The organism is Propioniciclava flava (assembly GCF_004126535.1).
Lineage (GTDB): Bacteria > Actinomycetota > Actinomycetes > Propionibacteriales > Propionibacteriaceae > Propioniciclava > Propioniciclava flava.
In genome coordinates this window covers 191,291-212,479 of record NZ_PPCV01000001.1, presented here as the reverse complement: position 1 = coordinate 212,479, position 21,189 = coordinate 191,291, and the positions used below count along the sequence as shown (strand labels likewise).

Here is a 21,189-nt window from a genome sequence, read left to right as displayed (position 1 = left end):
GCCCCCGCGTCCGGGGGGAGCCGACGCTTACGCGTCCGCGTCGGGGTTGAGTCGACGCAGGGCGCCGATCGCTACCTCACGGTCTGTCGTCGACCAAAACGGCGGTAGCGAAGCTCGCAGGAAGCTGCCATAGCGGGCCGTCGTCAGCCGCGGATCCAGCACAGCGACGACGCCTCGATCAGTCACTCGTCGGATCAAGCGGCCACTGCCCTGGGCCAAGAGCAAGGCCGCATGCGTGGCGGCCACCGACATGAACCCGTTTCCGCCTGCCTGGTTGACCGACGCCTGACGTGCCTGCATCAGCGGGTCGTCGGGGCGCGGGAACGGGATCTTGTCGATGACCACCAGCCGACACGTTTCGCCGGGCACATCGACGCCCTGCCACAACGACAACGTGCCAAACAGGCTCGTCTCCGGTTCGGCGATGAAGCGCTTGGTCAGCTCACTGAGTTGCGCCTCGCCCTGACACAAGATGGTGTGGTGGGGAAGCTCTGCACGGCAGTGGCGGGCCGCAGCTTCCGCATTGCGCTGCGACGCAAACAAGCCCAGCGTCCTGCCGCCCGCAGCCCAGATGAGTTCGGCGAGTTCTCCCAAAGCCGCCGCGGAGATGCCCTCCCGCGAGGGCGCGGGAAGCCGGTCGGCGACATACAAGATCCCTTGACGCGCGTAGTCAAACGGGGAACCCACATCGAGCCCGCGCCACGCCTCGCCCTCGGCAGGCTTCTCCGCCTCACCGTCGAGCCTCTCGCCGCGACGCAGGCCGACGGCGTTCGCCGCCGCCTCGAACTGTCCGCCCAACGTCAACGTGGCCGAGGTCAACACGGTGGGAGTCTGCGCCAGCACGCGATCGCGCAGCAGGAACGCGACATCCAGCGGTGCGCACACCAGCCAGCGCCCGAACCGCTCCCGCTCCGACACCCAGACCACGTCGCTGTCCTTCATCGCGGCCATGGCCTCGGCCACGTCGAAGATCTCCTTGGCCGCGGCGGATGCCTGCTTGGCGTCGGGATCGTCCCCCTTGGCCTGGCTCACCACTCGACGGGCTGCATCGCGGATGCGGGCCACCACGGCGATCACCTCGGCCTCGGGGTCGGTGATGCGTTCCAGGGCGGCTCGATCCAGCGCCTCGGTCAGCGCCTCGCCCAGATCCAAGAACTCGATCCCGAGGTCGTCGTCAATGTAGGGCAGGCACCGTCTCGCCACCCGCTCCACTTGCTGCGCGCTCAACTCGTGCGATGCGGCACCGGTGACACGCGCGGTCAGCTCGTGGGCTTCATCGATGACCAAGCGGTCGTGCTCCGGCAAGACGGTGTTGCCGTGCATCGCGTCGATGGCCAGCAGCGCATGGTTGGTGACGACGACATCCGCTTCGCGCGCACGGGCACGTGAGCGTTCCACGAAGCACACCTCCCCGAACGGGCATTGCTGGGCACCCAGGCACTCCCGCACCGGGACCGATACCTGCGCCCACGCGGCCGCGGTGTGGGTCGGGGCGTCGTCACGGTCGCCCTCGCCTTCGGCGTCCAGCTCTTCGCGAGCCCATTCGCGCAAAGCCAAGACTTCTGCGCCCAGCACGGAGGTGGCATCGGCGCGGGAACGACGCAACTCGGTGACCATCTCGGCCCCGCCGAGCAAGGAGTCTTGTTCGCTACCTGCCCCCTCGATGACGCGATGAAGGCAGGCGTAGTTGGTGCGTCCCTTGAGGATCGCATGCGTGACGCGGCGCCCCGTCACCTTTTCCGCAGCGGTGACCGCGGCAGGAATATCGGTGTGCGCCAGTTGCGCCTGCAAGGCGAGCGTCGCCGTCGCGATCACCACACGCTGGCGAGGATTGCTGGCCACATAGGACAACGAGGGAGCAAGATAGCCCAACGACTTCCCCGTGCCCGTACCCGCCTGCACCAACAGATGCTCGCCGGTGGCGAAGGCATGGTCGATCGCCGCAGCCATCGCGTCTTGCCCAGGACGTTCGCTCCCAGCGATCCCGGCGACGGCGGCGTTGAGGATCTGCTGGCTGAGGGTGTGCTCAGCCACGGGACAACTGCTCAGGCTCTCCGATGCGCACCGCTCCGTCGGGCAGCACCTGCAGTGAACGCACCGCCACGACCGCATCCAGAGGCAGAGGGTCATACAGGTGCGGGAACCGCTCCCCGGTACCCGGGGCTTCCTCCACGCGGACCACAACCCCACCCAGGGCTTGACGGTCGATCTCCACGACGATCAGGTCCTCTGTCACGTCGGCGTAGAAGGCGCGCGCCACCGTGGGGGCCTGCTCCGGAGCGCAGCAGTGCACGAACCCCTCCTCAGCAAAGGTCACCCCACGCGTCGACCACGGGTAGACCCCTTGGCGCCTCGCCTCGTCCCAGGCCAGCCGACCGGTGATGTGCCACAACGGGGACGCCTCAGCCATCGCTACCGTCCGTGCTGTCCGCAGGCACGTGCCGATACTGCTCGAGTTCCCCAGCGAGATCCTCGTTCACGCGGGCGTGGACGAGCGTTCCCTCAGGGGTGTGCTCGGTAGCGAGCAACTCCCCCGCCTTGTGAATGCAGTCAACGAGATCGTGACGGGCGTACGGGATCAGGACGTTCACCTCGGACGCCGGCCGCGGCAATCTGGCCTCGACCCGGGCCCGAAGCTCCGCGACCCCGTCCCCGGTGCGGGCGGACACGAAGACCGCGTCCGGGGCGAGCGTCCGCAACGGCACCAAGGCCGCTTCGGTGACCAGATCGATCTTGTTGAAGGCGATCATCTCGGGCAGGGAACCAGCGCCAATCTCGTTGAGCACGGTCCGGACGGCGGCGATCTGCCCTGCGGGGTCGGGATCACTGGCGTCCACCACGTGCAGGAGAAGGTCGGCCTGCGCCGACTCTTCCAGCGTCGAGCGGAAGGCCTCCACAAGATCGTGCGGGAGGTGCCGGACGAACCCCACGGTGTCGGTCAGCGTAAAGACGCGCCCATCGGACGCCTCCGCCCGACGAGTGGTCGGATCCAGCGTCGCGAACAGCGCGTCCTCGACCAGAACGCCCGCGCCGGTGAGCCGGTTGAGCAGCGAACTCTTGCCCGCGTTGGTGTATCCGACGATCGCGACGGACGGCACCTGGTTGCGGCGCCGCTCTGCGCGTTTGGTTTCCCGCACCCCGTCGAGATCGCGCAAACGCTTGCGCAACTGCGCGATACGGGTACGGATCCGTCGGCGATCCGTTTCGATCTTCGTCTCGCCAGGGCCGCGGCCACCGATCCCGGCACCGCCAGCAGCACGGCCACCGGCCTGACGAGACAGGTTCCCGCCCCAGCCCCGCAAACGCTGACGCAGGTATTGCAGTTGCGCCAACTCCACCTGGGCCTTGCCTTCGTTCGACTTTGCGTGCTGAGCGAAGATGTCCAGGATCAACGCGGTGCGGTCAATGACCTTGACCCCGATCCGATCCTCGAGGTTGCGCAACTGAGCGGGCTCCAGTTCGCCGTCCATGATGACGGTGTCGGCTCCGGTGGCGATCACGACCTCACGCACCTCGTCGACCTTGCCACGCCCGATGTAGGTAGCCGGATCAGGGGAGGAACGCCGCTGAACCAGGCCGTCCAACACCTCCGAGCCTGCCGTTTCGGCGAGCAGCTTCAGTTCCGCCATCGCGTTGTCGCTGTCGGCTTCTGAGCCGTGCGTCCACACCCCCACCAGGACCACGCGTTCAAGTTGCAGTTCGCGGTACTCGACCTCAGAAATGTCCGCCAGCTGGGTCGACATCCCGGGCACGCGCCGCAAGGAGATCCGTTCCGCCAGGTCGAGTTGTTCCCCGTCCGCCTCGAGGATGTCGTCTTCACCGTGATGGTCAGTCATTGCCCTCCTCTTCCCGACGCTCACTCGCGACGGGCCACTCCATGTCTCCGTGGGCCACGATTACCGCTGGCCCTGTCAACCACGCCTCATCGCCGACGAATGCCACCTCGACTTCGCCGCCGGGAACCTCGACCGTCCACACGCCGTCGCGTTCACCAGCCGCATTCGCCGTCGCCCGCGCGGCCGCGACCGTTCCGGTGCCGCAGCTTTCGGTTTCCCCCACACCACGCTCGTAGACACGCATCCGGATGCGATGGTCGCCGTGCGGTGCCACAAACTCGACGTTGACGCCGTAGGGAAACGCATCCGCCGGTTCCCAGCGGGGCGAAACGCTCAGATCAAGCGCCGCCACACTGTCGGTCGTGGGAAGCAGAACGACCGCGTGTGGGTTCCCGACGTCCACCGGCGCGGCGTCCCACGACTGGTCCTCCAGGCTGACGCACACCGTCTCGTGGGGGGCTTGGACGCGTCCCATGGCGACCCTCACCCGGCCGTCACCCACGATCCAGGCCGTGCGCAGGCCAGCGCGAGTGCCGATATCGATGTGGTCGGCATCCTCAGGGACTAGGCCCTGCTCGCGAAGATAGTGGGCGAACACGCGCACGCCGTTGCCGCACATCTCGGCCACGGACCCGTCCGCGTTGCGGTAGTCCATGAACCACAGGTCCGGATCGCCGGACCAGCCCTCGATGTGACGCCCCCGAACGGCTCGTAGCACACCGTCGCCCCCGATGCCCCCACGCCGATCGGCCAGGTGGCGCACGTCAGCGGCACTGAGTGGCTGCTGATCGTGCTCATCGGTGAGCAGGACGAAATCGTTGCGCGTCCCATGCCCCTTCGCGAACCTCACCATTGGACTATTCTCCCACGTTCGCTCGCCACGCGGCGATCACGTCGTCGGCCACCCTGTGGGCGGCACCGGGGTCACCAGCTTCATGCCAGGTGATGCGATGGTCGCGGCGGAACCACCCCAACTGCTTGCGGGCGAACCGTCGCGTCCCGGCGGCTGTCGCGAGACGGGCCTGTTCCTCGGTGAGGTTGCCGGCCAGGTAGTCCAGCACTTGGCGGTATCCCAGCGCTTTGCTCGCGGTGCGGCCCGAGCGCAGCCCGACCCCTTCCAGGCGCCGCACCTCATCGACCAGACCCTGCTCCCACATGGCAGCGACCCGAGCGTCGATCCTGGCGTCCATCTCGGCTCGTTCCACTGACAACCCGTGAGTCAGGACCCCCTCAAGTGCGAAAGTCCACTCCGGCAAGGTGGGACGGTGGTCACCTGTCAGGTCGAGCACCTCCAAGGCCCGCACAATCCTGCGCCCGTTGCCGGGATTGAGCTCGGCGGCCGCCTCAGGGCTTCGCGCGGCGAGGAGCCGATGCAACGCGGGGGCCCCGATCTGGTCCAGTTCCGCCTCCCAACGGGCCCGCACGGCTGGGTCGGTCCCGGGGAAGTCGAACTGGTCCACGATGGCGCGCATATAGAGCGCTGAACCCCCGACGAGAATGGGGACCACACCCCGGTCACGCACCTCAGCGATCACGTCCCGCGCCAACCCTTGAAAGTCGGCGACAGTGGCGCTCCTGGTCACTGGCCAAATGTCGATCAGATGGTGCGGGACGCCCTGCCGCTCACGGGGCGTGGGCTTGGCCGTCCCAATATCCATTCCTTCATAGACCAGCATCGAATCCGCGTTGACCACCTCGGCGGGGATGCCGTGGGACCGCAGGAGCACGGCAACCTCGACCGAGAGGGAGGACTTGCCGCTCGCGGTGGGGCCATTCAATGCCAACAGGGGAATCACCGGTCCATTCTCCCCGCTAGCCGTATCGCCGCGCGACCACACCCCACTACCCTGGTGCCGTGCCGCGCCGTATGGCGCGGGCTAGACGAGCGAAAGGAGGCCACATGGGCATCTTTGACGACATCAAGAACGCCGCCGACGCCAATGAGGACAAGGTGGAGACCGCGATCGACCAGATCGGCGACGTCGTCGACGAGAAGACGGGCGGCCAGTACGCAGCCCAGGTCGATCAGGCCCAGGACTTCCTCAAGAGCCAGGTGGGTAAGCCCCACGACGAGGGCCAGCCAGCCTGATTCTCGGCGTCACGACGGCGTTTGATCGTCAAGACGCGATCTATCTCGGCGCGGGCCGATCCCCACTGGGGGTCGGCCCGCGTTGCGTCGCGTCCGCGTTTCGCCAAACTGGGTTGCCTGAGCCGGCGTCAGCGGGTGGCGCACCCTGACGTCGAGGGGGGCATCGGCTCGGGCCGCCGCAACGGCATGCCAAGCCCGACCGACGCCGGGGAAGCGTCCGGCTCGTGCCACCGCTCCCAGGCATCCCCGCCCGCGGTACGCCGCACGTTCGTCACGGCCCCGTCCGCGTTGAGGTAGTGCGGTGCGGCGTAGGTGATCTCCACGTCAGCCAGATCCCCTGGCCGGGGCGTCTCCATACCTTCGGGAATGGTCACGTGCACGAGGCGGTTGTCGCGCGCACGGCCCGAGACTCGGTGCGTCGCACCATCCTTGCGGCCCTCACCGTCGGCGAACATGACCTCGACCGTGCTGCCCACCAGCGCCTTGTTTTCCTCCCATGCCAACTCGCCTACCAGCTCGATGAGCCGCTCGTAGCGCTCCTGGACCACGGCCTTCGGCACCTGGTTGGTCATCTCTCCCGCGGGCGTACCGGGACGGATCGAGTACTGGAAGGTGAAGGCGGCCGCGAACCGGCTTTCACGCACCACGTCGAGGGTGGCTTGGAAGTCCTCTTCGGTCTCTCCCGGGAACCCCACGATGATGTCGGTCGTGATGGCTGCGTGCGGCATCGCGGCCCGCACTCGGTCCAAGATCCCCAAGAACTTCGTGCTGCGGTAGGACCGCCGCATCGCCCTCAGGACCGTGTCCGACCCGGATTGCAGCGGCATGTGCAAACTCGGCATGACGTTGGGAGTCTCGGCCATGGCAGCGATCACGTCATCGGTGAACGAGGAGGGGTGCGGCGACGTGAAGCGCACCCGCTGAAGACCCTCAATGTCGCCACAGGCCCGCAACAGCTTGCTGAACGCCTGGCGATCCCCAAACTCAACACCGTAGGTGTTGACGTTTTGGCCCAGCAGCGTGACCTCTTGGACACCCTCGGACACCAACGCGCGGATCTCCGCGAGGATGTCACCGGGACGCCGGTCCGTTTCCTTGCCGCGCAACTGGGGAACGATGCAGAACGTGCAGGTGTTGTTGCATCCCACCGAGATCGACACCCACGCCGAGTACGGGGACTCCCGTCGGGTCGGCAACGTCGAGGGGAACCGCACGAGCGCTTCCTCGATCTCGACCTGGGATGCCTGCTCGACGCGGGCACGTTCCAGCAAGGCGGGCAACGAGCCGATGTTGTGGGTGCCGAACACGACATCCACCCACGGAGCCTTCCGCACGACGGTGTCGCGGTCCTTTTGAGCCATGCACCCGCCGACGGCGATCTGCATCCCCGGGCGCCCCGCCTTCACCGGCGCCAGGTGACCGAGATTTCCGTACAACCGGTTGTCGGCGTTCTCCCGAACAGCGCACGTGTTAAACACCACGATGTCGGCCTGATCCCCCTCCGGGGCAGGTTGATAACCCGCCTCGTCCAGGAGCCCGGAAATGCGTTCTGAATCATGCACGTTCATCTGGCACCCGTAGGTGATGACTTCGTACGTGCGAACCTGTGCCTGCGTCGTCATAACGAGGAGAGACTCTACCCGCGGTCGGGGTCGTAGAACTCTTCGCCCTCGGCGGTCACCTCATGCACCACCCTGTGACACAAGCCCGGCGCAAACCCGCGCCGCGCCAATGCCCCCGCCAGACGCCGATAACGCACCTCTGGCGTCAACCCCGTCATGCTCCGTGCCCGCTTCTGGGCGAAGGCGAGCGCGGCGGTGTAGTCGGCATCGTCGGCGGTCTCGTCAAGCGCTTCGGTGATGACGTCATCCGACACGCCCTTGCGGCGCAGTTCTTGGCGTAGGACCCGCCCGGACTTCATCCGGCGTTGCTGCCCTTCCACCCACAGGGCGGCGAATTGCGCGTCATCTACCAAGCCGACGTCCTCGAACCGGTCCAACACCTCAGCGATGACGGCCTCGGGTACGGCCTTCTTTGCCATCGCCTCGACCAGTTCCGCACGCGAGCGGGCACGCGAATCCAACAGGCGTAACCCGATCTCACGGGCGACGCCGTACGGGTCGGCGAGGGGCTGCCCCTCTGTGAGGTCGTCCGGCTCCTCACGAGAGGGGCGCCTGCGGTGCCCGCTCAGAACACCACCTCGCCGGTCACCGGATCGATGCCCTCAGGGACACCCTCACCCTCAGGCTGGACGCCGATGCCCAACTTCGTCTTGATGCGCTGCTCGATCTCGTTAGCCACCTCGGGGTTGTTCCGCAGGTAGTTGCGGGCGTTCTCCTTGCCCTGCCCCAGTTGATCGCCCTCGTAGGTGAACCAGGCACCCGCCTTGCGGATGAGGCCATGCTCCACGCCCAGATCGATCAGGCTGCCTTCTCGGCTGATGCCAGCTCCATAGACGATGTCGAACTCGGCCTGCTTGAACGGCGGCGCGACCTTGTTCTTGACGACCTTGACTCGCGTGCGGTTGCCAACGGCCTCCGAACCATCCTTGAGCGTCTCGATGCGTCGCACGTCCAAGCGGACCGAGGAGTAGAACTTCAGCGCACGGCCACCCGTGGTCGTCTCGGGGGAACCAAACATGACCCCGATCTTCTCCCGCAGCTGGTTGATGAAGATCGCGGTGGTGCCTGCGCCCGACAGCGCCCCCGTCATCTTGCGCAGAGCCTGGCTCATCAACCGGGCCTGCAGACCGACGTGGCTATCGCCCATCTCGCCTTCGATCTCCGCACGGGGCGTCAAAGCGGCGACCGAGTCGATCACGATCAACGCCAACGCCCCCGAGCGCACCAGCATGTCGGCAATCTCCAGCGCCTGTTCGCCGTTATCGGGCTGGCTAACCAGAAGCGCATCGGTGTCGACGCCCAACTTGGACGCGTAATCAGGATCCAACGCATGCTCAGCGTCGATGAACGCGCAGATGCCGCCCGCCGCTTGCGCATTGGCGATCGCGTGCAACGCCACCGTCGTCTTGCCCGAGGATTCTGGGCCGTAGATCTCGACGACGCGGCCGCGCGGAAGGCCGCCGATACCGAGCGCGACGTCGAGCGCGATGGAACCGGTCGGAATGACCTCGACGGGCTGGCGAGTCTCCTCACCGAGCCGCATGACCGACCCCTTGCCGTGAGCCTTCTCAATTTGCGCAAGCGCTGCCTCCAGCGCCTTCTCGCGATCTGCAACGGCCATGACGTGTTCCTCTCGTGTGTACCGGCGTGGACCTGTGCTGGGGAGAAACCTCCCTCCCGACACCGTTCACGTTAGGCAGCCGGTCCGACAATGCGTCATAGCGATGCGGTTCGACCCGTAACCTTCACGGCGAGAACTAGAATACCGAACATACGTTCGAACGGGTAGTTCGGGTTCGCGTGTCGGCCAAACCGGCGGGGGTACGCCTTACCGCTCGCGATCGGGCAGTTCCAAGAAGGACCATACGGCGCGCCAGACCTGCTGTGCCGGAACACCCGAGGCGAGCGCCTCATCGACGGTGCGGTGATCGAGATCCGGGAGCGCCACATCCCGACGCCACACCCCGGCATACTCCGCGCCGACGTGGGCAGCAATCCGACGGAGCAACTCCTGCTCGCGCAAGGTCAGGCAACCGCCCGCTGGGGCGTCAGTGCGCGCACCGGCAGCGTGGTAACCGACTCGTGGGCAGCGACCCGCTCGCTCGTGAGGAGGAGCATGTGGGACAAATCGACATCGAGAGCTCCGCAGATTGCGTTCAGCAACTCGCTGGACGCCTCCTTCTGGCCGCGCTCTACTTCGGAAAGGTAACCAAGGCTCACCCGCGCAGCGCCAGACACTTCGCGCAGCGTCTTACCCGATTCGAGACGCAACTCGCGCAGGGTCTGCCCCACCATGTCGCGCATCAAGACCTCGGCCATGCCCAGACCCCCTCCCTCAGTGAACTCTCCGGTGATCGCCCCGGCCGAGCGCTACTCCCCTCGGCTGACTCTCTAACGTCTCATGGCCTCCCGTTGTTCCGACGTGAGGCGAGGCCCAACCTACACGGGCGAGGCAGCCCGCAAGACGATTCCCAAGGCGGCATCCACGGTTTGACGGCGGATCTCCTCACGATCACCCGCAAAATCGAAGCGCTGCACCTGCTGCACCTGCGGCGTACTGGGAACGCGTGGACCCAGGACGCAGATCCAGACCTCGCCGGGGGCGTGACCGTCTTGCCCATCGGGGCCAGCCACACCAGTGACGGCGATGACCCAGTCGGCGTCAGTACGCTCCTGCAGCCCGACTGCCATGTCGAGGGCTACCTCGGCACTGATGACCGTGTGGCGCCTGATGAGGTCAGGGTCGACGCCGAGCAGCACCGACTTCATCTGCGTGGCGTAGGCGATCATGCCCCCGATGTAGACCCGCGAGGCACCGGGGACCGCCGTGAGGGTCGCCCCGATCAGTCCACCAGTCAGCGACTCCGCCGAGGCCAGGGAGACAGATCGCTCGGCCAAGGTGGCAATGACGCGTGCGGCGAGATCACTCATGGCCGGCTCCTTCTTCGGGGTGTTGCGCGAGGTAGGTCCGGCGCAGCTTGTTCGCCTCGCGCAGGTAGTCCAAGCCGGTCACGACGGTGAGGAGGAAGGCAAGCCCCATAGCGACCCACGCAACCACACCCCAAGCCATCGGAAGGAACTGCAGCCCCGGCAGGAACAGCGCCAAGGCGACCGACTGCATGACAGTCTTCAGCTTGCCCCCGCGGTTAGCGGCCATGACGCCGTACTTGATGATGGCCCACCGCAAGACGGTAATGCCCCACTCGCGTAACAAGACGATGATCGTGATCCACCACGGCAGTTCCTGAAGGATCGACAGTCCCACGAACGCCATCCCGGTGAGCGCCTTATCGGCGATCGGATCCCACAGTTTGCCGAAATCTGTGATGAGGTTGTATTTGCGGGCGATCCGGCCATCGAGGGCATCGGTGGCAATCGCCACGAGGAAGATGGCGGTCGCGACCCAGCGCAGGACTGGATCCTGGGCATAGGCCAACAACACCCAGGCGAAGACAGGCACCAGCACGATGCGCAGGGCCGTCAAGATGTTGGGAACGTTCCAGTTGCTGACCTTTGCTTGCTCGCTCATTGCGGCTGCTCCTCGCGCACGATCAGATCGACTCCCTCGGCTGCTACGACCCTACCCCAGACCAGGTCGCCGACCGCGAGACTCGACGTGGCCTGCGTCACCGTGCAGGTGCCGTCCACCTCGGGGCCCTGGTGCTCGGCACGTCCCGTCGCTACCCCATCCTCGATCGACTCGACTAGGACGCGTACGTGTTCCCCCACACGTTCCTGGGCCCGCTCCTCGACCAGCAATGCGGCCAGATCGCTCACCCGTTCGAACCGCTCCGCGATGACCTCCTCGGGAACGTGATCGGCGAGGCGGAGCCCCTCGGTGCCTTCCTCGTCGGAATAGGCGAACACTCCCAGGGCGTCCAATCGCGCCCGCCCCAGGAAGTCGATGAGCGTCTCGATGTCTTCCTCGGTCTCCCCTGGGAAGCCCACGATCACATTGCTGCGCACTCCCGCGCGGGGACGCAGCGCCCGGATGCGCTCCAGGAGTCCAAGGAAGCTCTCGGGGTCGCCGAAACGGCGCATGCGGCGCAACACACCGGGTGCGGCGTGCTGGAAGCTCAGGTCGAAGTACGGGACGACCTTGTCCACCGAGCACATGGCTTCGATAAGACCGGGCCGGGTTTCGGCGGGCTGCAGATAGGACACGCGGATCCAGTCGACCCCCTCGACGCGAGACAAATCCGTCAGCAACCCCTCCAGCGCCGCGATCTCCCCCAAATCCTTGCCGTAGGAGGACGTGTTCTCGCTGACCAGGAACGCCTCGCGGACGCCGTGATCGGCCAGCCAGGCCACCTCAGAAACGATCTCGGACGCAGGTCGCGACACGAACGACCCACGAAAGCTCGGGATGGCGCAGAACGCGCACCGCCGGTCACACCCCGACGCGATCTTGACTGGTGCGCTGGGCCCTCCCCCGATGCGTCGGCGCGGCGCGCGGGGACCTGATGCCGGGGCGAGCCCCGCAGGAAGGTCATCGGGGCCTCCCAGCCCGGGGATGGAAACCATGCGACTGGCCTCTTGCCGATCGGCGGGAGCTAGTGGCAGCAGGCGGCGACGGTCGGTGGGCGTGTGCGCTTCGAGATGTGCGCCGGACATGATCAGGCGCAGCTTGGCGTCGATGTCGGCATAGTCGTCAAACCCCAAGACGGCGTCAGCTTCCGGGAGCACATCCGCCAGTTCCGTGCCGTACCGCTCCGCCATGCAGCCCACCGCGACGACGCGTTGCGTCACCCCGGTCCCCTTCAGGTCTGAGGCGGCCAGCAGGGTGTCGATCGAATCCTTCTTCGCCGACTCGATAAATCCGCAGGTATTGACGACGACGGCTTCGGCCTCGGTGGGTTCGTCCACCAGGACGAAGCCCCCCGCTTCGAGGCGTCCGGCGAGTTCCTCCGAGTCGACGTCGTTGCGGGCACAACCAAGGGAAACGATATGGACGCGCGTCTGGGAGGTCATTCCTCCAGGCTAGCCCAGAGCTACCCGTGACAGCGGCGGCAGGCGGGGCCCCTCAGCGGACGCGGAACTCCGTCAGGTCGTCCCACTGATCCCCCGGCAATACCGTGTTGCGCACTTGCGGGGTCCGTTGCAGATAGCGCGGAAGCTCGGCTTGGGCACGTCGGAAGTGGTCGCTGTTGACGTGCGCCTCGGCTGCGTCCTCCGCGAACGCTTCGATGAGCACGTACGTGTGCGGATCCTCCAGATCGCGCGACCATGAGAAGAACAGGTTGCCTGGCTCCGCTCGTGTCGCCGCCGTGAAATCGGCGGTCAGTTCGGGCCAACGGTCGGCGTACTCGGGCTTGACCGGCCACCTGACGCAAATGAAGATCATGCGGGAACCCCTTGTCTCGTTGCTCTGACCCTAGGCGTGACGCCAGCCCTCAGCGACTCAGGACAGCAGCGCTGATGCGCTCGCGTTCCGCGTCGAGCAGCGTCAGGCTAGACGCGGCCGCCGAATCTCGGATCGAGGCAGGACGGGACGCGCCCGGAATGGGGATCACACTCTCACTCAGCCCCAACTCCCAGGCCAGCGTGACGCGCTGCGGGGAGACCCCGTGGGCTTCGGCCACCTCAGCGATCACCGGGAATCGCTCCCCCACCGCGACGGCGCCGCCGCCCGTGCCACCCAAAGGAGACCAGGGAAGGAACGCCACATCGTGGTCTGTGCACCACTGCAATTCCGCATAGGACGTGTGATTGAAGCGCGGCGAGAACTCGTTTTGGACGGCGGCTAGGCCGCCAGCTCCCACAACCTCCAGCGCCACCTCCAGTTCCTCGACATTGGCGTTGGATATCCCGATCTCCACGATGATGCCCTCGCGCTGCAATTGCGCCAGGGCTTCGATCGATTCGGCGTAGAGGCGATGTCGATCGGGACGATGCCAGTAGTACAGGTCGATGGCGTCCACTCCGAGGCGTTCCCGCGACGCCAGGGCGGCCTCCCGCAGGTAGGAAAGCGAACCGTCACGGCCAAAGTCGGCCTCGGCGGAGCGACGCGTGATGCCGCCCTTGGTCGCCACGACGACAGAGGATCGATCCCCCTCCCATGTGGAGAGGGCTTCGGCAACGATGCGCTCGTTGTGACCCATCTCATCCCAACGGGGCGCATAGATGTCAGCGGTATCCACCAGCGTGACACCCGCATCGAGGGCCGCATGGACGGTCGCGATCGCCTGATCCCGACTGGGTTTGACGTTGCCACCCATCGAGAAGGGCATCGCACCCAATCCGATGGAGGAGACGGAAAAACGTCCGATTCTGCGCTGCGGTAGCACGGTCATACCCCCAGCCTAATCAGCTGACGTCGACGATGACCTTCCCTTCGCCATGCCCGCCCTCCACCATGGCGTGAGCCGAGGCGATGTCCGCCAAAGGGAACCTGGCGCGAATGATCGGGGTGAGGCGGCCGGTCTCGACCAGGTCGGCGAGGGCCGACAGGCCGTCGCGGCTAGGCCTGACGGAGACGAAGGACACGCTCGGACCAGGCATGATGCTGCTGAGGAAGCTCATCGGCAATCCGGCAGGAGAGATCGTCACCATCGCACCCGTGCGGGCGACGCAGCGGCGCAACTTCCACAGGTGGGCTCCCGTCGTGTCCAAGACGGCCTGGTACTGCCCGGTCATCCGCGTCCACGGAATCGCGTGCGGGTCACAACGCGATGCCACCCCCTGACGCTGCAGGAGATCGGCATAGCGGGGGGCGGCGATCGTGTCGACGACCGCCCCACGAGCCCTCGCCATCTGGACCGCGACGCTACCCACCCCGCCGGCGGCGCCGGTGATCAGAATGCGAGAGCCCGACCCGACGCCGAGGCGGTCGAACGCCTGGCCTGCCGTGAGGCCTGCCAGCGGAAGGGCGGCCAAGTCCGTCAGGTTTCCCGAGGGGGCGGGCGCCACCAGCCCTGCATCGACCGTGATTTGCACGGCGGCGGCACCATGAGCGCCGAGATGCTGCGTTCCGAGGAATCCCCAGACGCGCTGGCCTTCGCGAAGGCCCTCCACGTGTGAGCCCACCTCAACGATGGTTCCGCTGAAATCCAGACCTGTGCGCTGCGGCATGCGGCGTCCGGTGAGGAACTTCTGACGCCCGGCCCGCGCGGCGGTGTCGAGGCGATTGACGCTGCAAGCAGCCACCGTCACGACCACGTCGTGCGGTCCCGGCGTCGGGACCGCAACGGGGATGACCTGCAGCACTGCCGGAGGGCCGAAGGCCTGGTACTCCACCGTAGGGACCTCTTCACGACGGCGCGATGGCTCCTGCATGACCGATTCGTCCTTGTCACTGGGGTTGAGTGGAAGAGAGATGCGCCGCTCGCTCCCGGTGTGCCAAGCGCCGCAATCCCACCAAGATGGGGTCGTAAATCGCCGTGCCGAGGACGGCTGCCTGAGCAGCCTTGCCCGGGGAGTCCAGCGGCAGGTTGTCGAAGTCGGCCGCGGCGCATGCTCGCGCTGCCGCGGCGTAGGTCGCGAGGTGGTCGGCGTCCATCCCCACTCCGCAATCCTCTGCAAGGGAGATGGCGGCGAGCAGTTGCGTCACGTAAGGGACATCCGGCAGGTCGTCGAAACCCGCCGATGCGAGGGCGGCGCGCGCTGAGGCGAGATCGGCGTCCTTGGCCGAGCGCTCCGTCGGGCGCGCCCCCGCCAACGGCAGCACAACGGTGACATCGGTCATCGAAGTTGCGGGGTTGGCAGCGGGATCCTGCACGAGCGCGAGAATCTGGCGCACTTGGAGGATCGACAGGCCGACGACGTGGACGAGCCCCCGGATCAAGCGCAGTTGTTCGACGGTTTCCGCGTCGTCGGCTCGGGGGTCTTGATTGGAACGAATGAGACCCTCGCGGATGTAGTACTTGATCGTCGCAATCGAGACGCCAGATCGTTGGGAGAGCACCGAAATGGGTACAGCCTCTGGGCCTTGCGTCACCTTCACTGACATAAGCGGATAGTAGCACTCTCCACAATCCCGCAGGCCACATTCGAGGAAATCCGACCCGACGGATAGTGCTACTATCGCCGAGGATTCATCGTCCGCACCTGTCTGGAGCCCCCCGTGATAAACGCCAGCTACGCAACTCGATTCCGTGACGTCTCCCATGCCGTCCGCACCGGCATGAGCAACGGCGAGTACCCCTACGGCCAACCGCTTGCCAGCGCACAACGCAACACGGCGCTGCTCCCTGGCGGAGAACCCGTCATCATGCTCACCTCCAACAACTACCTGGGGCTCAGCGTTGACGCGGACGTCGTGGCTGCGGCACAACGCACGGTGCAGGATTACGGCTTGTCCACCTGCGGAGCCCGCCTGCACAACGGCACGACCGTCCTCCATCGCGAGTTCGAGCAGCAACTGGCACAGTGGCTTGGCTTTGAAGATTGCGTCTTGTTCAGTTCCGGATTCCTGGCCAATGTTGCCCCGCTGTCGGCGCTCGGCGGTCCCGGCGTCGTCTTCATCACCGACCAACTCGATCACCAAAGCATCACCGATGGCTGTCAGCAGTCGGGGGCCGATCTGAGGATCTTCCCCCACAACGACATGTTGAAGCTTGAGTACATCCTTCGCCGTACCCAAGATCACGCCTGCCGACTGATCGTCGTCGACGGGGTCTACTCCATGGATGGCGACCTCGCCCCGCTCCATGAGATCGACGAACTGTGCCGACGCTACGACGCCCTCCTCATGGTCGACGACGCGCACGGCATCGGCGTCTTCGGCGACACCGGGCGCGGCAGTTGCGAGCACTTCGGCATTCAGCCCGACATTCTCATGGGCACACTCAGTAAGTCCTTCGGGTCCTCCGGGGGGTTCATCACCGCCAGCCAAGAGGTCTGCGACTACATCCGCCATGCGGCCCACGGCTACATCTTCAACGCCAGCCCACCTCCCGTGCTCATCGGGGGCGCGCTCGCCGCGCTCGACGCTATCCGTACACGGCCAGAGTTGCGCCGGCGTCTGTGGGCCAACACGATCGCCTTCCGCCAGGGACTGCTGGATGAGAGATTTGCTATCGAATCGGGCAGTTCCCCGATCGTCCCGATCCCCGTCGGCGACGACGCCCTGGCCATGCAGATGACCCACGACCTACGCGCCCGCGGCGTCTTCCTCTCCGTGGCCGCCTTCCCGGCCGTTCCTCAGGGAGCCAGCCGCTTCCGCGCCACCGTGACCGCACTGCTCGAAGAGTCCGACATCGAACGTGCAATCACCGTCATCAGCGCCACCGCCCGCGAGAAGGGGATCCTCTGACATGACCACCGACCTGTCCGCCTTGTCCGCCTCGCGCCGCATGCTGCGGCGTGAGGGCGTCTTCCTCTCCGCAGTCCAGGCATCCCCCGCCTATGGCGTCGTCTTCCCCGGCCATGGCAGCCAGTACCTCGACCTCCTTGCCGGCCTACGCTGGAGCGACCCCCTGGTCGCGTCCGTATTCGACCAGGCCGACGACATCTTCGAGTCCCGCTATGGCCACTCGTTGTCCTCCTGCGTCTACACCGAACGCGGGGCGACTCCCGCCACGCTGGCCGAACCCACCGCGATGCAGGGCGCAATCTTCACCGCGAGTCTGGCCCAGTATCGGCGTTTGACGAGCCTCTTCACGCCGCCGGATCTCCTGATCGGGCACAGCCTCGGGGAGTACGCCGCCTATGTGGCCGGAGGGATCCTCAGCTTCCCCGATGCCCTCGACGGGGTGCTGGCCCGCGCAGAGACCGTGTCAGAGCTACCCATCCAAGCCCGGGGAACCATGGTCGCCGTGCGCCTTCGCGGTGACGCAGAACGGCATATCTATCAACGGCTCCTCGTCCTGGCCGCCAACGCGGGTGATCTGTGTGAGGCCATCGCCAACTCCAGCAGCCAGCGGGTCGTCTCGGGCTCGGAGGAAGCGATCGCCTCCTTCCTTCAGGCAGCGACCGACGCGCGCCTGCCCGTGACCCGTCTCCGTGTGACTCACGCCTACCACTCGCCCGTGCTGCGCTCGTGCGTCGCTCCGCTTCGTACTCGCTTGGAGCGACTCACGTTCCGCCCGCCAACGCGCGCCGTCTTGTCCAGCATCACCGGCACCTACCTTGAGGAGTCGGATCTTCGTGACCTGCCGGGCCTCCTGGCGGCACAGTTGGTGCAACCATTCGATTTTGGCGCTCTCCTGGCTCAGGCAGCGGCTTCGGGGATCAGCGACTTCGTTGAGGCTGGCCCCAGCAGCATCCTCTCTGGGCTGATCGAGTCCGACGCCGGAGAGGTGGCCTGCGTCCCGCTCGACTCACGCCAACGCCCCGCAGATGCGGATCGGCGCCGCGTCGAGCTCTACCTGACCAGCGTGGGCGTTCCCCTTCTCCCCACCGACGCTTCGGAATCGGCCTCCCCGGTCACGGCGGCGGACATCACGGCCGTGGTGAGCGCCGTGACTGCTTATCCGAGGTTCGCGGTTCCGCAGGACACACCGCTGGAGCGCATCGGATTGGTCGCGACCATGCGACACGACGTGAGTACCCGCCTGGAAGAGACCTTTGGCCCTCGTTATGGCGATCTTCGTCACAGCATTGAGGAACTCGCCTCGGGCCTCAGCTTTGGCCAGCCTGACCCGGATCTCGGCGGGGAGGCGATGCCCCGCAGGCTCCGAGGCCAAGTGCCTCGGGGAGGAACCGCGCAGCGGCCCGCAGAGCCGGTGGCCCGGTCGGTTGCGCCCACCGAACCAGGCACGCCCACCGACGCCACCCCACACGAAGCCACACTCACCACCACCGACCTGGTCACCGAGTTCATCACCGAGTTCGCCCACGCCACCGGATACCCCGCAGACATCATCGAACCCCACCTCGACCTCGAAGCCGACCTCGGAGTCGACTCCGTCAAACGCGCCCAAGTCATCGGCACCATCGCCACACGCCACACCATCGCCGAAGACACCCTCGACCTCACCGGCGCCGCCACCATCAACGACCTCGCCCACCAACTCACCACCACCGCGACCCCTCAGGCGCCCGTGCCCGACGACGGCGAGATGCACACGGTGAGCGTCAAGGACAGTGCGCACCGCTACGTGCCGCGCGCTCTCGTGCGCGATCTCGCGCAGTCCCCGCGCACCCCCCGTGACCTGCGAGGACGCCGTCTGCTCGTCGTTGCCGCAGACGACGAGGACCTCACCAACCAGACGCGAGCGCTGTTGGAGAATGCGGGCGCCGACGTCCTCATCAGCACGGTTACCCTCCCCAGCGGGGAGGTCGATCACGGCAGCCTCGCTGCGCGCCTCGCCGACGAGCATCACCACCACGGGCCACGCGACGGCATCATCTACCTCGCCAGCTACGGTGCGGCCCGCGACGTGCTGGGCTTGGAGCCTGCCGCTTTTGCGCAGGCCTGGCGGGCCCACTACGCACTCGTGTTCGCCGTGAGTCAGGAGTACTTCGCAGATCTCAGCGATGCGGGTTCGCAGGCGGTGTTCGCCGTACTGACCCGGTGCGGCGGTGCGTTTGGACTCAAGGCCACCGGCGGCGGCGACGCACTGGGATGCCTCAGCGTCGGCTTCGTGAAGAGCGTGGCCAAGGAGATCCCCGCGTTGCACCTGTGCCTGGTCGATGTCGATGGCGATGAGGCGGCTGCGGCCGCCCAGGCCCTCGTGAGGGAACTCGCCGCTGGATCCCACGATGACGAGGTCAGCTACCTCGGCGATCAACGCCACGTGATCAAGGTCGTCCCCGTCGCTGTTCCCGCAGCCTTGGCCGACCGCGAACCCACGTCCGGGGCGATCGTGTTCTCCGGCGGGTCGCGCGGCATCGCGTTGGAATGTGCGCTCGCTCTCGCGAGCAGCGAGGTCAACCTCACGCGATCCGGTCGAAGCCCAGTGGTGATCTTGGGGCGCTCGCGCCTCGACGATCCCGAGTCGCAGCCGTATCTCAACGCCAACGACGACGAGTTCGCCGCCGCCCAACCCGAGATCATGGCGAGCCTCCACCGTGACCACCCTGAGAGCCGCCCCATGGATCTCCAACAGCGGTTGCGCCGGATCGCGAACAATCGCCACCTGCACCAAACCCTCACCCGCCTGTCAGCGGAATCGGCCCCCCTGGAGTACGTCACCTGCGATGTGAGCGATACCGCAGAGGTGGCGCGGGTCATGGCGGGGATCCGCGCTCGTCACGGCGGCATTCGTGGAGTGGTTCACGCCGCCGGGTTGGAGTCCTTGGGGCTCTTGCCGAAGAAGAACTATGCCCTGGCCGAGCAGGTGGTCGACACCAAGCTCGGGGGGTTCTACAACCTCCTGCGAACGATTGATCCCGCCGAACTGGACTTCCTGGTCGCGTTCACCTCCATTTCTGGGCGCTTCGGCATGGACGGGCAGACCGAGTACACCGCAGGCGCGGCCGCCGTGTCGGCGTTGTGCAGTGATCTCGGCCGACGGCATCTCTCCACCCAGATCGTGGCCCTCGATTGGACAGCCTGGGCGGAAGTCGGCATGGCCACCCATCACAGCGTCCAAGAGGTGCAGGAACACCAAAGAGGCCTTCGCTATCTCTCCCCCAGCGAGGGGTGCCGACATTTCGTCGCGGAGTTAGCGGGGGGCGGCTACGACCCACAAGTCATGATCTTTGGCCCACTGGGCACCAATGAGCCACGTTCGGCACTGGACTGTTTGACCCCCGACCGGGAGGCGATCAGTCACCCCATTGACCATGGCAGCATCGTCGACCCGGGCACCTTCCCCCTGGTGGAAACGGCCAACGCCAGCAGCACCGTATTCAGCCGTCGGCTCGATCCCCGACTCGACACCATGCTGGTCGATCACCTCGTGCAGGGGGCACCGACCCTTCCGGGGGTCTTCCATCTGGAGGCCATGGCGGAGGCCGCTTCGCTGGCCGCTCACGGTCGCGATCTCATGATCGATTCCGCCCAGTTCGAGAACTTCTTGAAGTGCCCCAGCGGGCGCGTGAGCGATCTCACGATCACCGTCTCGGGAGAGCAGTCGGATCGGATCGAAACCGCCATCACCGCGGACGTCGTCAGTCCTGGCGGCGTGGTCCTGGTTCCGGGACGCCAGCGCTCGCGCGCCGTGTTCGTCCCGCGGCACCCTATGCCCGCCTTCTCAGAGAACTGGGAGGAGGTGCTGGCCGATCGTGCCCTCACCTTCGATCTGGAGGAGTATTACGCCGCGGCCAGTGCCACCATCACGTTTGGCCCCAGTTTCCGAACCATGAAGGACGCCTGGCGCACCAGCCGGGGCCTGCTGGCGGGACGCTTCTCCACGTCGCCTGACACGCGGGGGCTTGTTCCCGAGGGGAACGCGCGTTTCGTGACGGCGCCGTTGCTGCTGGACAACGTGGGGCGCCTGGCACTGATCGACGTCTTCCACCGGTTCGGTGATCACATCGTCCCGGTGAGCGTCCACCAGGCGGTGATCGATGACCTTCCCGACGACGGCACTGACGTCCTCGGATGCGTGGAGGTCCACCCCGACGGCACCGGGCAGTACGCGATGCGGGTTGATGTCGCCGACCTGCACGGCCGACCGCTGATCCATGTTGACCGGATCCTCCTGCACAGGCTCAACCACGATGCTGCACGTTCACGCCTCGCTCACGCTACGGCGTAGCGAGATCCGACTCGCCACGATGCCCGGCGTCAAGGTGGGTGTCGGTATCGCAGGAC

General features: G+C 66.4%; 20 protein-coding genes. 3 read left to right on the top strand and 17 right to left on the bottom strand.

The features are described 5' to 3' along the window. Window positions 1-27: 27 nt before the first annotated feature. Genes C1706_RS00970 through miaA form a run of 5 tightly spaced genes read right to left on the bottom strand, consistent with a single transcriptional unit; the run spans window position 28 to window position 5,632 of the window. Window positions 28-2,049, bottom strand: a complete 2,022-nt coding sequence (locus tag C1706_RS00970; protein WP_431830679.1) for an ATP-dependent DNA helicase — start codon at window positions 2,047-2,049, stop codon at window positions 28-30. After that, window positions 2,027-2,410: a DUF952 domain-containing protein gene (locus tag C1706_RS00965; RefSeq protein WP_129457339.1), complete on the bottom strand. Its 384-nt coding sequence runs from the start codon at window positions 2,408-2,410 to the stop codon at window positions 2,027-2,029. The genes C1706_RS00970 and C1706_RS00965 overlap by 23 nt, the downstream gene beginning before the upstream one ends. Next, window positions 2,403-3,836, bottom strand: coding sequence for a GTPase HflX (gene hflX, locus C1706_RS00960; protein WP_129457338.1), 1,434 nt, complete (start codon window positions 3,834-3,836; stop codon window positions 2,403-2,405). The genes C1706_RS00965 and hflX overlap by 8 nt, the downstream gene beginning before the upstream one ends. Then, window positions 3,829-4,689 carry a diaminopimelate epimerase gene (gene dapF / locus C1706_RS00955; protein ID WP_129457337.1) on the bottom strand — a complete coding sequence of 287 codons (861 nt, stop codon included), beginning with the start codon at window positions 4,687-4,689 and terminating at the stop codon, window positions 3,829-3,831. The genes hflX and dapF overlap by 8 nt, the downstream gene beginning before the upstream one ends. A 4-nt stretch (window positions 4,690-4,693) precedes the next feature. After that, on the bottom strand, window positions 4,694-5,632 hold the full coding sequence (miaA, locus tag C1706_RS00950; protein WP_206660918.1) for a tRNA (adenosine(37)-N6)-dimethylallyltransferase MiaA: 939 nt from the start codon (window positions 5,630-5,632) through the stop codon (window positions 4,694-4,696). 104 nt (window positions 5,633-5,736) lie between these two features. Here miaA and C1706_RS00945 point away from each other — a divergent pair, with 104 nt between their 5' ends. Continuing rightward, entirely contained in the window at window positions 5,737-5,925 is a 189-nt protein-coding gene (locus C1706_RS00945; RefSeq protein ID WP_129457335.1) for an antitoxin, read from the top strand. 128 nt (window positions 5,926-6,053) lie between these two features. On the opposite strand, the gene miaB is transcribed toward C1706_RS00945, so the two are convergent. The 12 genes from miaB to C1706_RS00885 all read right to left on the bottom strand — a co-directional run bounded on the left by miaB (window position 6,054) and on the right by C1706_RS00885 (window position 15,495). Further along, entirely contained in the window at window positions 6,054-7,547 is a 1,494-nt protein-coding gene (gene miaB, locus C1706_RS00940; RefSeq protein WP_129457334.1) for a tRNA (N6-isopentenyl adenosine(37)-C2)-methylthiotransferase MiaB, read from the bottom strand. 14 nt (window positions 7,548-7,561) lie between these two features. Continuing rightward, entirely contained in the window at window positions 7,562-8,023 is a 462-nt protein-coding gene (locus C1706_RS00935) for a regulatory protein RecX (RefSeq protein ID WP_431830678.1), read from the bottom strand. A gap of 89 nt (window positions 8,024-8,112) precedes the next feature. After that, window positions 8,113-9,168, bottom strand: coding sequence for a recombinase RecA (recA, locus tag C1706_RS00930; RefSeq protein WP_129457332.1), 1,056 nt, complete (start codon window positions 9,166-9,168; stop codon window positions 8,113-8,115). A gap of 207 nt (window positions 9,169-9,375) precedes the next feature. Then, window positions 9,376-9,570, bottom strand: a complete 195-nt coding sequence (locus C1706_RS00925; RefSeq protein WP_129457331.1) for a DUF3046 domain-containing protein — start codon at window positions 9,568-9,570, stop codon at window positions 9,376-9,378. Between the two features lie 2 nt (window positions 9,571-9,572). Further along, window positions 9,573-9,866: a helix-turn-helix domain-containing protein gene (locus C1706_RS00920; RefSeq protein WP_129457330.1), complete on the bottom strand. Its 294-nt coding sequence runs from the start codon at window positions 9,864-9,866 to the stop codon at window positions 9,573-9,575. A gap of 120 nt (window positions 9,867-9,986) precedes the next feature. Next, window positions 9,987-10,478: a CinA family protein gene (locus C1706_RS00915; protein WP_129457329.1), complete on the bottom strand. Its 492-nt coding sequence runs from the start codon at window positions 10,476-10,478 to the stop codon at window positions 9,987-9,989. After that, window positions 10,471-11,076: a CDP-diacylglycerol--glycerol-3-phosphate 3-phosphatidyltransferase gene (gene pgsA / locus C1706_RS00910; protein WP_129457328.1), complete on the bottom strand. Its 606-nt coding sequence runs from the start codon at window positions 11,074-11,076 to the stop codon at window positions 10,471-10,473. The genes C1706_RS00915 and pgsA overlap by 8 nt, the downstream gene beginning before the upstream one ends. Further along, the gene (gene rimO / locus C1706_RS00905; protein WP_129457327.1) at window positions 11,073-12,518 is read right to left on the bottom strand and encodes a 30S ribosomal protein S12 methylthiotransferase RimO; all 1,446 of its coding nucleotides are present in this window, start codon (window positions 12,516-12,518) and stop codon (window positions 11,073-11,075) included. Before rimO ends, pgsA begins: the two co-directional genes overlap by 4 nt. A gap of 52 nt (window positions 12,519-12,570) precedes the next feature. After that, the gene (locus C1706_RS00900) at window positions 12,571-12,891 is read right to left on the bottom strand and encodes a putative quinol monooxygenase (protein ID WP_129457326.1); all 321 of its coding nucleotides are present in this window, start codon (window positions 12,889-12,891) and stop codon (window positions 12,571-12,573) included. 49 nt (window positions 12,892-12,940) lie between these two features. Continuing rightward, entirely contained in the window at window positions 12,941-13,840 is a 900-nt protein-coding gene (locus tag C1706_RS00895) for an aldo/keto reductase (protein ID WP_129457325.1), read from the bottom strand. A 13-nt stretch (window positions 13,841-13,853) separates the two neighbouring features. Further along, on the bottom strand, window positions 13,854-14,822 hold the full coding sequence (locus C1706_RS00890) for an NADP-dependent oxidoreductase (protein WP_129457324.1): 969 nt from the start codon (window positions 14,820-14,822) through the stop codon (window positions 13,854-13,856). 16 nt (window positions 14,823-14,838) lie between these two features. Further along, window positions 14,839-15,495 carry a MerR family transcriptional regulator gene (locus C1706_RS00885; RefSeq protein ID WP_164987370.1) on the bottom strand — a complete coding sequence of 219 codons (657 nt, stop codon included), beginning with the start codon at window positions 15,493-15,495 and terminating at the stop codon, window positions 14,839-14,841. Window positions 15,496-15,609: 114 nt separating this feature from the next. Between C1706_RS00885 and C1706_RS00880 the strand changes: the two genes are divergently transcribed. Both C1706_RS00880 and C1706_RS00875 read left to right on the top strand, forming a co-directional pair. Continuing rightward, window positions 15,610-16,800 carry an aminotransferase class I/II-fold pyridoxal phosphate-dependent enzyme gene (locus C1706_RS00880; RefSeq protein ID WP_129457322.1) on the top strand — a complete coding sequence of 397 codons (1,191 nt, stop codon included), beginning with the start codon at window positions 15,610-15,612 and terminating at the stop codon, window positions 16,798-16,800. 1 nt (window position 16,801) lies between these two features. Then, entirely contained in the window at window positions 16,802-21,133 is a 4,332-nt protein-coding gene (locus C1706_RS00875) for an SDR family NAD(P)-dependent oxidoreductase (protein ID WP_129457321.1), read from the top strand. Window positions 21,134-21,189: the final 56 nt, after the last annotated feature.

Coding starts and splice junctions, on each gene's coding strand:
- C1706_RS00915 (WP_129457329.1), bottom strand. CDS start 10,478: ATGAGTGATCTCGCCGCACGCGTCATTGCCACCTTGGCCGAGCGATCT.
- C1706_RS00895 (WP_129457325.1), bottom strand. CDS start 13,840: ATGACCGTGCTACCGCAGCGCAGAATCGGACGTTTTTCCGTCTCCTCC.
- dapF (WP_129457337.1), bottom strand. CDS start 4,689: ATGGTGAGGTTCGCGAAGGGGCATGGGACGCGCAACGATTTCGTCCTG.
- hflX (WP_129457338.1), bottom strand. CDS start 3,836: ATGACTGACCATCACGGTGAAGACGACATCCTCGAGGCGGACGGGGAA.
- C1706_RS00890 (WP_129457324.1), bottom strand. CDS start 14,822: ATGCAGGAGCCATCGCGCCGTCGTGAAGAGGTCCCTACGGTGGAGTAC.
- C1706_RS00885 (WP_164987370.1), bottom strand. CDS start 15,495: ATGTCAGTGAAGGTGACGCAAGGCCCAGAGGCTGTACCCATTTCGGTG.
- C1706_RS00965 (WP_129457339.1), bottom strand. CDS start 2,410: ATGGCTGAGGCGTCCCCGTTGTGGCACATCACCGGTCGGCTGGCCTGG.
- pgsA (WP_129457328.1), bottom strand. CDS start 11,076: ATGAGCGAGCAAGCAAAGGTCAGCAACTGGAACGTTCCCAACATCTTG.
- miaB (WP_129457334.1), bottom strand. CDS start 7,547: ATGACGACGCAGGCACAGGTTCGCACGTACGAAGTCATCACCTACGGG.
- rimO (WP_129457327.1), bottom strand. CDS start 12,518: ATGACCTCCCAGACGCGCGTCCATATCGTTTCCCTTGGTTGTGCCCGC.
- C1706_RS00920 (WP_129457330.1), bottom strand. CDS start 9,866: ATGGCCGAGGTCTTGATGCGCGACATGGTGGGGCAGACCCTGCGCGAG.
- C1706_RS00900 (WP_129457326.1), bottom strand. CDS start 12,891: ATGATCTTCATTTGCGTCAGGTGGCCGGTCAAGCCCGAGTACGCCGAC.
- recA (WP_129457332.1), bottom strand. CDS start 9,168: ATGGCCGTTGCAGATCGCGAGAAGGCGCTGGAGGCAGCGCTTGCGCAA.
- C1706_RS00875 (WP_129457321.1), top strand. CDS start 16,802: ATGACCACCGACCTGTCCGCCTTGTCCGCCTCGCGCCGCATGCTGCGG.
- C1706_RS00945 (WP_129457335.1), top strand. CDS start 5,737: ATGGGCATCTTTGACGACATCAAGAACGCCGCCGACGCCAATGAGGAC.